General features: G+C 42.0%; 11 protein-coding genes and 2 tRNA genes. 2 read left to right on the top strand and 11 right to left on the bottom strand.

The genetic code is table 11. The annotated features are described in order from the left end of the window. Positions 1-82: 82 nt before the first annotated feature. Positions 83-156 (bottom strand) — tRNA-Arg (locus B0E43_RS29720). 178 nt (positions 157-334) lie between these two features. On the opposite strand from B0E43_RS29720, the gene B0E43_RS29715 reads away from it, so the two are divergent. Then, positions 335-1,081 (top strand): outer membrane beta-barrel protein, encoded by a 747-nt coding sequence (locus B0E43_RS29715; RefSeq protein WP_077349151.1) that lies wholly within the window; start codon positions 335-337, stop codon positions 1,079-1,081. Between the two features lie 55 nt (positions 1,082-1,136). Here B0E43_RS29715 and B0E43_RS29710 read toward each other — a convergent pair whose 3' ends face one another. Together B0E43_RS29710 and rpoN are read right to left on the bottom strand one after the other, a co-directional pair. After that, entirely contained in the window at positions 1,137-1,706 is a 570-nt protein-coding gene (locus tag B0E43_RS29710; protein WP_254423402.1) for a phosphatase PAP2 family protein, read from the bottom strand. A gap of 50 nt (positions 1,707-1,756) precedes the next feature. Then, positions 1,757-3,214, bottom strand: coding sequence for an RNA polymerase factor sigma-54 (gene rpoN / locus B0E43_RS29705; protein WP_077349147.1), 1,458 nt, complete (start codon positions 3,212-3,214; stop codon positions 1,757-1,759). Between the two features lie 177 nt (positions 3,215-3,391). On the opposite strand from rpoN, the gene asnS reads away from it, so the two are divergent. Further along, entirely contained in the window at positions 3,392-4,843 is a 1,452-nt protein-coding gene (gene asnS, locus B0E43_RS29700; RefSeq protein ID WP_077349145.1) for an asparagine--tRNA ligase, read from the top strand. Positions 4,844-4,938: 95 nt separating this feature from the next. On the opposite strand, the gene B0E43_RS29695 is transcribed toward asnS, so the two are convergent. The 8 genes from B0E43_RS29695 to B0E43_RS29660 form a co-directional block, all read right to left on the bottom strand. Then, on the bottom strand, positions 4,939-6,126 hold the full coding sequence (locus B0E43_RS29695; protein WP_077349143.1) for an MFS transporter: 1,188 nt from the start codon (positions 6,124-6,126) through the stop codon (positions 4,939-4,941). Between the two features lie 63 nt (positions 6,127-6,189). Continuing rightward, on the bottom strand, positions 6,190-7,659 hold the full coding sequence (locus B0E43_RS29690; RefSeq protein WP_077349141.1) for a bifunctional ADP-dependent NAD(P)H-hydrate dehydratase/NAD(P)H-hydrate epimerase: 1,470 nt from the start codon (positions 7,657-7,659) through the stop codon (positions 6,190-6,192). 2 nt (positions 7,660-7,661) lie between these two features. Continuing rightward, positions 7,662-8,975, bottom strand: coding sequence for an MFS transporter (locus B0E43_RS29685; protein WP_077349139.1), 1,314 nt, complete (start codon positions 8,973-8,975; stop codon positions 7,662-7,664). A 61-nt stretch (positions 8,976-9,036) separates the two neighbouring features. After that, positions 9,037-9,498 carry a biopolymer transporter ExbD gene (locus tag B0E43_RS29680; RefSeq protein ID WP_077349137.1) on the bottom strand — a complete coding sequence of 154 codons (462 nt, stop codon included), beginning with the start codon at positions 9,496-9,498 and terminating at the stop codon, positions 9,037-9,039. A gap of 1 nt (position 9,499) precedes the next feature. Then, complete coding sequence (locus B0E43_RS29675) at positions 9,500-10,135, bottom strand: biopolymer transporter ExbD (protein ID WP_077349135.1); 636 nt, start codon at positions 10,133-10,135, stop codon at positions 9,500-9,502. A 1-nt stretch (position 10,136) separates the two neighbouring features. Further along, the gene (locus tag B0E43_RS29670; protein ID WP_077349133.1) at positions 10,137-10,466 is read right to left on the bottom strand and encodes a hypothetical protein; all 330 of its coding nucleotides are present in this window, start codon (positions 10,464-10,466) and stop codon (positions 10,137-10,139) included. Between the two features lie 52 nt (positions 10,467-10,518). Further along, the gene (locus tag B0E43_RS29665) at positions 10,519-11,319 is read right to left on the bottom strand and encodes a MotA/TolQ/ExbB proton channel family protein (RefSeq protein ID WP_077349130.1); all 801 of its coding nucleotides are present in this window, start codon (positions 11,317-11,319) and stop codon (positions 10,519-10,521) included. Positions 11,320-11,668: 349 nt separating this feature from the next. After that, positions 11,669-11,756: transfer RNA gene (locus tag B0E43_RS29660), tRNA-Ser, on the bottom strand. Positions 11,757-11,777 lie beyond the last annotated feature (21 nt).

Here is an 11,777-nt window from a genome sequence, read left to right as displayed (position 1 = left end):
CCGTAATCAAACACTCTATTCAATTGAGTTGCTTATCGAAATTTTAGCACAAAAAAAGCCCAACCGTTAAGGTTGAGCTTTGTGACCTCGTCAGGATTCAAACCTGAAACCTCCTGAGCCGTAATCAGGTGCTCTATTCAATTGAGCTACGAAGCCGTATGGGTTTGCAAAGGTACCTTTATTTATTTTTTATGCAAATACCCAGCTTTAAGAAAATTTTGAACTCCCACTCTACCCTTTACTCAACCTTAAGAATAATTAAGACCGTCAAGGGGGTAAATCCTTTGGGATTTTATATTTTTGCCCACATTCCAATGAATTGAATCTCCTTTTGATGAAAAAATTATTTACGCTGTCACTCGCAATTTTGGCTTTTCAATTTGTGCAGGCACAGGATTCTGAGAACAAACCAAAAACTCCAATCGGAGGCCGCCCCAATATCCCAAGTGATTTGAATTTTGAATTTGGCTTTAATCAGCTGACAAATCGTCCGGCTGACCTGGGAATAGATTTTTTTGGTTCAAGAACTTTCAATGTTTCTTATCAATTCCCTATCAACCTATTTGGGAAAGGGTCCGGCTTTACGCTGAACCCTGGAATCGGCGTCGGTTCAGATAAACTGGAATTCAACGATAATGAAAATCTTTTCATAAACACATCTCTGGGAGCCAATTCCTCGAAACTTGTGGATGTGACAGATGTATATGGAGAAAATATTATTGTCAAAACCAACAATTTTGCGGCAAATTACTTTGAGGTACCTATAGAAATCAGGTATCATCTCAACAAAAACAATTACAGCAAAAGCTTCAGGGTGAGTATTGGAGGTAAAGTTGGATACCTCTATGAGGCCCACACCAAAGTCAAATACGAATCTGCCGCATTTGATAAGCGGAAAATCAAGGATTCACAGAATTACGGGCTGGAAAAAGTCCGATATGCAGTTTCAGTCAAAGCAGGTTCGCCGGGATTTTATGTTTGGGGCAACTTTTTCCTGAATGACGTGTGGCAGGCAGGCAGGGGACCATATGCAACCCAAGCCAGTCAGGTGAATTTCGGATTGGCCGTTACAGTCTTTTGACAAAAAATAGAACTTAATAAAACAGAACGACTCGGATTATTTCGAGTCGTTTTTTTTAAGCCCAAATCCAATTGAATCCGATCCAACATATCAAAAAACCGACAACCCAGCCCACATAGACTTCCAAAGGCCGATGAGCCTGCAGATAAAGCCTGCTGGAAGCAACAATCCCACAGAGAACCAAGGCTCCCAAAAGCGGATAAAGCACTTCGAATGTTGGAAATTTATTACCCAGGACCAACACCACGCTAAGCAATCCCCCCAATCCAGTCATGTGGGCGGACATTTTCCAAACAAAACTGACCAAGGTAAGAGTGACCACGGCAACACAAATTACGGCCATTCCCAACCATAGCAAGGGGTCGAAATCCGGCTTCTGATACAAAAACCATGTAGTCACTAAAAAATAGAGAGTCGTAATAAAAAATGGCACCCGCCGATCTTTTACTTCAGGCATATGAAGACTTTTGACCGCACCACTCAGTCTAAGCCCAATTATGGTAATCATAGGGATTAACAAAGTGGACAAAACAATCAAAAAGAAAATCCTGTTTTTAAATTCATCCGGAATACTCGTCGCTTGAGGAACAGCAAACAAAAGCAACCCAAAAACCAGCGTAGGCATCAGCAAGGGCTGAAAAACCACTGAAACAATCAACGCTAAGTACCTCAGCACTACAGTTCCTTTCTTAATCTTGCCACTGGAATCTGCAACTGTTCCCGATATTTAGCGACGGTTCTTCTGGCGATATTATAACCTCTTTTATTCAACATCTTCACCAATTTGTCGTCTGAAAGCGGTCGCTTCTTGTCCTCGGCATCACACATTGCCTGAAGCACTGATTTCACTTCCCGATTGCTGACATCCTCTCCACTGTCTGTAGCAATCCCTTCCGAGAAGAAATATTTCAATGGGTAGACGCCAAACTCCGTCTGTATTGCCTTGCTATTTGCGACTCTTGAAACTGTGGAGATGTCCATATCGATTTTTTCGGCAATATCCTTCAAAATCATCGGACGAAGATTTGTCTCATCCCCGTCTACAAAAAATTCTTTTTGGTAATTTAAAATGGCCTCCATTGTCCTCAAAAGCGTGTTTTGCCTTTGTTTTATGGCATCAATAAACCATTTGGCAGAATCCAGTTTCTGCTTGACAAAAGTTACCGTTTCCTTTAGCTTCTTGTCCTTTTTGTCGCTTTTGTCATAGGCGTCAAACATTTCGGCATACGATCTGGAAATCCGGAGCTCCGGTGCATTTCTTGAATTCAGTGTGATTTCAAACTTCCCACCGACATTGGTTAGCATAAAATCAGGGATGATGTATTGGGTACGGACCAATCCATCAGAGGTGCCTCCAGGCTTGGGATTCAAGCGGGTAATCAGATTGACGGAATCCTTAATCTGGTCTTCATCCAGATCCAGTCTCTTTTGAATTTTGGAATAGTGCTTTTTGGTAAACTCGTCAAAACATTCCTGAATGATCAATAAGGCATGCTGAACCACAGGATCATCGGGATGTTCCTTGCGCTCCAGTTGGATTATCAGACACTCTTGAAGGTTTCGTGCTGCAATTCCTGCAGGATCAAAATTCTGGATTTTGCGTAAGATCTCCTCCATTTCATCGATATCAGTCTCGATGTTTTGGCTGAATGCAAGATCATTGATGATAGCTTCCAGATCCCGTCTGATGTAGCCGTCATTTTCAATACTGCCTATAAGTTGCTGTCCGATAATTTTTTGGCGCTCGTCCAGTTTTAAGAAGCTGAGCTGGGAAATCAATAGTTCATGCAGAGAGGCCTGGGAGGAGATTGGGATTTCACGGTCATCGTCGTCGGCATTGTAATTGCCGTCACCCTGCATTTTATACCCACTGTATTCGTCGTCGAGATAATCATCGAGATTGAGCTCATGCTCATCCCTTCCTCGATCTTCTTCGTAGGAATCTTCAAACTCCTCCTCTTGAGTTTGTTCCGGTTCTTCAGTTTTTCCTTCTTCCAGGGCCGGATTGATTTCCAATTCTTCCTCTATCCTAGCGTCCAGTTCGGCTGTAGGCACTTGAAGCAGTTTGATAAACTGGATTTGCTGGGGTGAAAGCTTCTGGGAAAGAGATTGACTAAGATTAAGCTTTTGCATTGAAATCAGTTAAAACCTGCTAGTTGGGTTTAAAAAAAGCTTCTTCAACTGAAAAAGCCATTCGGTCAAATTTATGAAAAAGACCCAATTTTTTGATAAAAAGGTGATTTAATCGTTTTTTTGCATTCCACTAAAAAATGGCCGGAAAAGCATTTTTTCCAGCATAAATAATCTGCAATGGCATTCAACAAACGGGTCAAAATCAAGACCATCTTGGAACTTAACCCAATCGGCCAAGAAATCACGCTGATGGGCTGGGTTAGGACAAAAAGAAGCAATAAAAATGTTTCTTTTATCGCACTCAATGATGGCTCCATTATCACCAATTACCAGGTAGTAGCTGATCCCAATCTGATCTCCGAGGAGATTTTGAAAAAATGCAGCACAGGTGCCTGCCTGAAAATCACCGGAATTGTAGTAGAATCACAGGGTGCTGGCCAAACCTCCGAGCTCAATGCCAAGAGCATTGAAATCCTCGGAGAAGCTGATCCGGAAAAATACCCGCTTCAGCCCAAAAAACATTCCTTGGAATTCCTGAGAGACATTGCTCACCTGAGAATGCGGACCAATACCTTTAGCGCAGTGTTTAGGGTGAGACATGCTTTGGCGTTTGCTGTTCACAAGTATTTCAACGACAAAGGCTTTTTCTACATCCATACGCCGATTGTAACCGCTTCCGATGCGGAAGGTGCCGGGGAGACATTTAAGGTGACTACTTTTGAACTTGGAAATCCGCCGAGATCCGAAGATGGCAAAATAGACTTCAAGCAGGACTTCTTTGGACGAGAGACCAACCTGACAGTTTCCGGTCAGTTGGAGGGAGAATTGGCAGCGATGGCGCTTTCGGAGATCTACACGTTTGGACCAACCTTCAGAGCAGAAAACTCCAACACCACCAGGCATTTAGCCGAATTCTGGATGATTGAGCCTGAAATGGCATTCTATGATGCGGAGGACAACCAAAACCTTGCAGAAGATTTCCTGAAATATGTGATCAGATACGCGCTTGACAATTGCGCCGAAGATCTCAATTTCCTTGCACAACGTGCCCTGGAAGAGGAAAACACCAAGCCTGCGGATCAAAGAAGCGAGCTTGGATTGATCGAAAAGCTCAAGTTTGTGGTTGAAAATGAATTCGTAAGGCTGACCTATACCGAAGCGATCGACATCTTGAGAAATTCCAATCAAAACAAAAAGAAGAAATTTCAATACCTCATCGAAGAATGGGGCGCCGATCTTCAATCCGAACATGAGCGATATTTGGTAGAAAAGCACTTCAAAAAGCCCGTGATCCTAACCGATTATCCAAAGCAGATCAAGGCCTTTTACATGCGCCAAAATGAAGACGGCAAAACCGTAGCTGCCATGGATATTCTCTTTCCAGGCATTGGTGAAATCGTAGGTGGATCCCAGCGGGAAGAAAGACTGGATAGACTTACCCAAAGAATGGAGGAAATGCACATCCCGCAAGAAGAACTATGGTGGTATTTGGATACCCGTCGATTTGGTGCCACACCTCATGCCGGATTCGGATTGGGCTTTGAGCGAATGGTGCTTTTTGTGACCGGAATGGGAAATATACGCGACGTGATTGCTTTCCCGAGAACTCCAGGAAACGCAGAATTCTAAGGAAAATCAGATATTCCCCGAGCTTACAAAATTGAAAATGCCCCCAATTGGCAATCCGCTTTTTGGGGGCATTTTCAGTTCAAAGCCAACTTGTATCAACTCACCACTTTCACCCTTCTTGCCAAGGGAATGCATAGTAGGCTGAAAAATATCGCCAGATAGCCAACTATATGGAAATTCGTAAGTTGGCCAGCTTCATTTTCTCCTATAATCATCCCGGCTGAAAGAGAAGCCAATCCTGCTGCCACCTGCTGTACGGCAGAATTGAAACTCAAAAAACTTCCCCGGTTTTCGGATTTGGCAGTACCGGTAATTATTGCAGCGGCTGGCACATAGCGCCCATTGGAAGTCACGAAAAACATCGTCGTAATCATCAACACAAAAGGAATCGGTGTAATTCCCAGGTGAGTAATGACTCCAATCGGAATCAGATTGAGTAGCATGAAAATGGTGAAAATCTTCAGCTTCCCGTGCCTATCGGACAGTTTGCCAACCCATGGCGAAGTGAAAATGGTAAACGCTCCACCTGCGATATAGATATAAGTCAGTTCCATTTCCGTGAACCCCACATTGGCGACATTATAGGGACTCAAAAATGGAATGATCATAAATTGACCAAACATCATCATGACCGAAAGTGCAATTGCGCGCATTTGGTTGCTATTGCTCGTAACCCTGGAAATTACTTTTAGCGGATGTGGTCTTTTGATTTCCTTTTCCAAATGGTCCCGAATCGGTGGGATGAATCTAAAAATCATCGCAAAACTCAAAATAGACAGACCGGTCAAAATGAAAAATGGAGTGTGCCAAGTGGAAAGGCTTGCCAAAAACAAGCCTAACGGAACCCCCATCACAGAGGCAAAAGAAAATGCTGCCATTACCAGACCCATCGCTCTCCCACGTCTTTCATCTGGAATTACATCACCGATAATGGCCAAAATTAAGGCAGAAGTCAATCCACCAAAAATCCCGGAAAGAACCCGGGCAGCCAAAAGAACTCCATAACTCGGGGACAATGCACAACCCAATGTACTAATGGTGAATCCGACATACACCCAGATCAGAATCTTTTTTCGGTCAAATCGATCAAGAAAAAATGCCCCTAAAAAACTGGAAATCCCTGCACTAAACGTATAAGAGGATACCAAAAGACTGAATTCGCTCGGACCGATATCAAAAATTCTCATCAGCTGCGGTCCAAGCGGCATGAGGATCATAAAATCGACGATATGGATGAAATTTATGGCAGCTAGCGTCCAGAGTAGCGCTTTTTCTTTTTGCATGGGAAAAATCTATGGTTAGGAAACCGTCATTGTAAAAATTAAGTTTTGAATCACCACAATTTTTCAGGAAATATCAAGCCTCACAAAAGTCTGAGGGACCGCTTCAATAATATCTGATGCAATGGTTCCTCTCCGCTTTGCCTTCCCCGCAATCTCCCCTGCTAACCCATGCTGATAAACACCGCAAATCATAGCTTGTGCGGAACTATATCCCTGCCCAAGAAAGGAAGTAAGCATTCCAGTCAACACATCCCCGGATCCTGCTGTGGCCATATCCTGGGTACCCGAAGAGTTGAAAATTTGGCGTCCGTCAGCTAAACAAATTACAGAATTGGCTCCTTTGATCAGAAGGTTGAGCTTCCACTGTTGACAAAAATCAGAGGCCTTTTCCAAGCGTTCTAGATGGTTGGCAGTTTCTCCCATTAGTCTGTCAAACTCCTTTAAATGAGGAGTCAGAATGCTCCCTTTTGGAACCAAGGGAATCAAATCAGGATTTTGCCCTAAAAGTGTTATGGCATCGGCATCGAGGACTATCGGCTTGGAATAATTTTGAAAGAGAATTTTCAAATCCTCAACCTTTCCCTCCAGTCCAAATCCGGGTCCTACGCCAATCCCGTCAAATTCTGACAAATCTTCTTGCAAGGAAAATCTGCACATCGCTTCAGGCACAGCCACCTGAAGAATCTGCCTCTCCTCTTCCGGGATCAAAGCTGTTACTAAGCCTGTGCCAGTCCGAAGAGCTGCCCGACAGGAAAGAATTGCTGCTCCCATCCTACCCTTACTCCCGGCCAAGATCAAAATTTTTCCAAAGTCCCCCTTATGGGAAAACCGGTGAAACTTCCTTTGAAATGCCGCTAGATCCTTTTCCCTAAGAAAAAAATAAGGACTGTAGAAAGAATCATACTCTTCATCCTCAATTCCAATATCCCTAAGAATCATTTCCCCCGTCACATTGGCGTGCTCGGGAAAGAGAAGAGAGAGTTTCGGAAATGCAAAGGTGATGGTATAATCCGCTTCGACACAAGGACCTTTTAGAAGCTCATCCGAGGGTAATCCACTAGGGATATCGACTGAAACCACCAGCCCTTTAAAGGAATTGATTTGATGAATTATTGCTTTTGCATTGGCTCTCAAGTCACCTTGGAAACCAACTCCAAGAAATGAATCAATCAGGATCCCATCTGATTTAGGATCAAATTCAGTCCACATTTTGACCTCGATGCTTTCCGGCAAAAGATTAAGATTCTTCAATGATTCCGGACTGATCCTGTCAGATTCATCAAAACATTTGAAAACGGTAATCCTAAATCCAGTATGATGCAATATTCTGGCAATGGCAAATCCATCCCCACCATTGTTTCCTGCACCACAAAAAATTAAAACCGCCCTATCCGTATTAAATCCCATTTCCATCCACCAAGCCACAAATGACAAAGCTGCTCTTTCCATCAGATCCCAACTGGATATTCCTTTCCGTAAAATATGGGCTTTGTCCAGTTCTTTGACTTGATTGCCTGACAGAATTTTAAGCATGGTCAAACCATTTGAGGAGAAATTGACTTTTTGGGAATGGTAACCAAAAGCAAGAATCCCAATCCAACCAAGAAGAACACACCCAAGGACAAGGCACTGTTTCGCATGCTACCGGTAAGCTGCTCGATTGCCCCATAGCTGAAGGTTCCGATGACTATAGCCATCTTTTCAGTCACATCATAAAAACTGAAAAAAGAGGCGTGATCGGTTGTTTCCACCGGAATTAGCTTGGAAAAAGTAGAACGGGAAAGGGATTGAATTCCCCCCATTACCAACCCTACGACAAATGCAAGTGCATAAAAATCATAAACCGTATAGACATAATAGGCCGCACCACATATCCCTATCCAAATCAGAACCATGATCATCAAGCTGCTTTTGTTCCCGAATATCTTGGAAACATAGGCAAAGAGATAACTGCCGCCTATCGCCACAAATTGAATAATCAGGACAGTCAGAATCAATTGATCTCCGGGTAGTCCGAGCTCCTTGTCTCCAAATGAAGCAGCAAGATACATGACAGTCTGCACACCCATGGAATAGAAGAAAAAAGAAGCCAAAAATCGCTTCATTACAGGAATTTCTCTAACCTGAGCAAAAACCTTCCTGATTTCTTTATAGCCTTTGAGCAGGAATTTTCTTTCAAACTCTTTTTTGTAGGGGTTTTTTGGAAGATTTCTAAATGGAATTTGAGAAAAGCCTGCCCACCATAAACCAGTGATCAAAAAAGAGAAACGAGCGGCAAAACTTCCATCAGAAACTCCAAACCATTCTGGAAACTGAATCATCAGGAGATTGAAAACCAACAAAATCACACTTCCTATATAGCCCAAAGCAAAACCCCTTGCGCTTAAAAAATCATATTCATGTTCTTCCGCGATTTCAGGAAGGTAGGCATTGTAAAAAACTATACTTCCCGCATACCCTATACTTGCCATCACACTACATATAATCCCAAATTCAAGATTGTCCCCTTCGAAAAAAAACAATCCAATACAGGAAATTGAACCCAAGTATGCGAAGAGTTTCATGAAGAAAAGCTTTTTGCCGGAGGCGTCAGCTATACCAGATAACAATGGCGAAAAAATGGCAATTACCAAAAATGAAAAAGATATGGAATAAGAATACAAAACTGTATTCACAACCTGCCATCCAAAAAAGTCAACTTTGTCAGATCCATCGATCCCTTTGGTGACGCTGTTATAATAAACCGGGAAAATGGTTGATGTGATGACTAAACTGTAGACAGAGTTTGCCCAGTCATACATGGCCCAAGCACCCTGGACTTTACTTTTATTGGAGAGTTTCAGTTTCATATTTGATCAAACAAAAAAGCCATTCGCGGTGCGAATGGCTTTAAATATAAAGATTGAAATCTTATCTGTTAACTTTTGTGGTTGAAGCGTAGAGCACGCGTCTGGCATCTGCATTTCTCAGTTCAGTTTGAACATCAGAAACTGGCCCCATCTTCACATCCTTATCGACTTTCATAGAAATAGTGATAAGGCCTCTATCCGATTCAGCTAGTAAATCTCTTTCTTGGTTTACCCATTGAACTATATCAGGGGCAGTGATCAATACATCGTTTGCCTGAATTCTAGGTTCAGAACCGTACAAACCGGTGTTTTTGGGTTTGCCGACAAAGAGGTAGGAGATCAGTGTTTTATTCTGAAGCTTTTGAAGCTGAGATGCCTGTGGGATTTTCTGCTCTACCAAAAGATCCTGCTCTCTCAATACTGTTGTCACCATGAAAAAGAACAACAGCATGAAAACGATATCAGGAAGAGAAGCCGTAGATACAGCCGGTAAAGGTTTTGGTTTTTTAACGAACTTTGCCATATTAATTTCCTCCTATTTTATCTGGTTCAGCAATTGAGATTGCCATTGGGATTCCAGCCTTACCTTTATCCTGAAGCATTTTTGAAGCTTCATCATCATCGGTAAGGGCTCGATATTCATCAGCCGACAATCCTACTCGCTCTGCATAAATTTCAAAGTAAGCCTTTTTTGCCATATCGAAAACTTCAAGATACAACTCATAACTGGTACCTCGGTTAGTTTTAATGGAAATTACAGCTTCCCCTGGATTATCTGAAGATTCAGGCCTTCTTAATGCTTTGGCCTGAATTGATGCAGGAAGAGAATTAAACAAGGCTACAGCTTCTTCATCAGGAGCACCAAAGTTCAAAATAAAATCTTTGATATCCTGATCCAAGCCTTCAGGCGTCCTTCTATACTCCCCTTCTACCAACAGATCATCGTTAGCATTGATCAAAATATTGAAAATATTTCTTTCGTTAACTTTAATGTCTGGCGGGGGCACGTTAGGATCCTGCTTCGGAGGAAGGATATTTAGAATACCCTTATCTGAAGCAATCGTAGTGGTAACGAGAAAGAAGATCAACAACAGGAAGGCGATATCTGCCATCGAACCTGCATTAATCTCATTACTCATTCTATTTTTGCCTTTTGCCATCTTATTTAGCAGCTTTAAAGAGTTCTGATACAACAATTGACAAAAGGGTAATAACTGACAATACATAAGTCAGCACCAACATTCCGCCAATTGATTGGGACATAAAAGGTGTCAAGTTGAAAGGATCGCCTTCAAACTTAGGTGATACTTCATTCCCGGAAATCGAATAGCAAATGAAAAACAACACCACAAGTCCAAGTATCCCTACTCCAGACTTCATTAACCCCTTTGGATCATCCAAAGACTTAATCAGAGGCATTACAATCGACAAAACGGTACCAATTATGGCAAGTGCATAAGTGGCATAAAGCATGATATCGTACGTATCCATATTTTTTAAGGTTTATAGTCTTAGTTAGTTAAGCAATCCAAGGAGACGGAAATTACTTTCCAGTCAATTTATGCTTAACCAAGATATCAACCAAAGAGATGGAAGAATCCTCCATATCGATTACCAATGAGTCAATTTTGGATACCAAGTAATTGTAGAACAACTGAAGAATCATTGCAGCAATCAAACCGGCAACTGTTGTCAAAAGGGCAATTTTAATACCACCTGCTACGATTGAAGGGGAGATATCACCAGCAGCCTCAATAGTATCGAAGGCGAAAATCATACCGACTACAGTACCGAAGAAACCCAACATCGGAGCAAGTGCAATGAAAAGAGAGATCCAAATCAGACCTTTTTCCAATCTACCCATTTCTACAGAACCGTAAGAAATAATTGACTTTTCAACCATGTCCAAGCCTTCTGAATATCTCATCAAGCCTTGGGTAAAGATAGATGCAACTGGACCTTTGGTGTTTCTGGTCACATCTTTTGCAGCCTCAATACCACCTGAAGCCAAGGCATTTTCTACCTTAAGCAACAATTTCTTGGTATTGGTTGTCGCCATGTTCAAAGTGACAATTCTCTCAAGAGCGATGGCAAGACCGAAGATCAAACAAAGCAATACCGGGGTCATGTACAAAGGATCACCTTCGATGAACTTGTCTTTGATGACTTGGTGGAAGCTTTGCTCCTCAGCGACGATCTCATCGTCTACAACTGTTGGAGATGCAGCAGGTGTTTCTACTGCTTGGGTTGCGGCTGCTGTATCAGCAGAGGCTTCTTGTGCGTTAGCGAAAACAGGAACATACATGATACCTGCAAGCATGAACAAAGCGATTAACTTTCTCATAATGTGTTTTTAATTAGACTTTTGATAAAGGTTAAATGGTTTCCAAATTAAAATCGAGTTTTAAAGTTATGATTTTTTAAATTCAAAAAACAATGGGGTCTTTTAACTTTTTTGAAAGAATCCGCTGTTTAGACCGAATTTAGGCCAATTTTTACATGAATGGAACAACAAAACTTCTTTCTATCCGCTCTTGAAATCATGCTTAAAATAGTTTTTGAACTCTTTTCAACCAATCACTTTAAACATTCTCTTTGTATCTCCAAGCTTATCCATTTTTTACTGAATAACCCAACGCTTTGACTGTTTTTTAAAAAGAAAAAGCCAGCCTTATTTCTAAAGCTGGCTTTCGCAGAGAGGAAGAGATTCGAACTCTCGATACCCTTTTGGAGTATACACACTTTCCAGGCGTGCTCCTTCAACCACTCGGACACCTCTCTAGGTTGATTTCCTGACCCTTT

The organism is Algoriphagus sp. A40 (assembly GCF_002002735.1).
Lineage (GTDB): Bacteria > Bacteroidota > Bacteroidia > Cytophagales > Cyclobacteriaceae > Algoriphagus.
The sequence above is the reverse complement of the archived record's forward strand: the minus strand, read 5'-3'. Positions and strand labels throughout refer to the sequence as shown.

Coding starts and splice junctions, on each gene's coding strand:
- B0E43_RS29690 (WP_077349141.1), bottom strand. CDS start 7,659: ATGCTTAAAATTCTGTCAGGCAATCAAGTCAAAGAACTGGACAAAGCC.
- B0E43_RS29665 (WP_077349130.1), bottom strand. CDS start 11,319: ATGAGAAAGTTAATCGCTTTGTTCATGCTTGCAGGTATCATGTATGTT.
- B0E43_RS29715 (WP_077349151.1), top strand. CDS start 335: ATGAAAAAATTATTTACGCTGTCACTCGCAATTTTGGCTTTTCAATTT.
- rpoN (WP_077349147.1), bottom strand. CDS start 3,214: ATGCAAAAGCTTAATCTTAGTCAATCTCTTTCCCAGAAGCTTTCACCC.
- asnS (WP_077349145.1), top strand. CDS start 3,392: ATGGCATTCAACAAACGGGTCAAAATCAAGACCATCTTGGAACTTAAC.
- B0E43_RS29685 (WP_077349139.1), bottom strand. CDS start 8,975: ATGAAACTGAAACTCTCCAATAAAAGTAAAGTCCAGGGTGCTTGGGCC.
- B0E43_RS29675 (WP_077349135.1), bottom strand. CDS start 10,135: ATGGCAAAAGGCAAAAATAGAATGAGTAATGAGATTAATGCAGGTTCG.
- B0E43_RS29710 (WP_254423402.1), bottom strand. CDS start 1,706: ATGCCTACGCTGGTTTTTGGGTTGCTTTTGTTTGCTGTTCCTCAAGCG.
- B0E43_RS29680 (WP_077349137.1), bottom strand. CDS start 9,498: ATGGCAAAGTTCGTTAAAAAACCAAAACCTTTACCGGCTGTATCTACG.
- B0E43_RS29695 (WP_077349143.1), bottom strand. CDS start 6,126: ATGCAAAAAGAAAAAGCGCTACTCTGGACGCTAGCTGCCATAAATTTC.
- B0E43_RS29670 (WP_077349133.1), bottom strand. CDS start 10,466: ATGGATACGTACGATATCATGCTTTATGCCACTTATGCACTTGCCATA.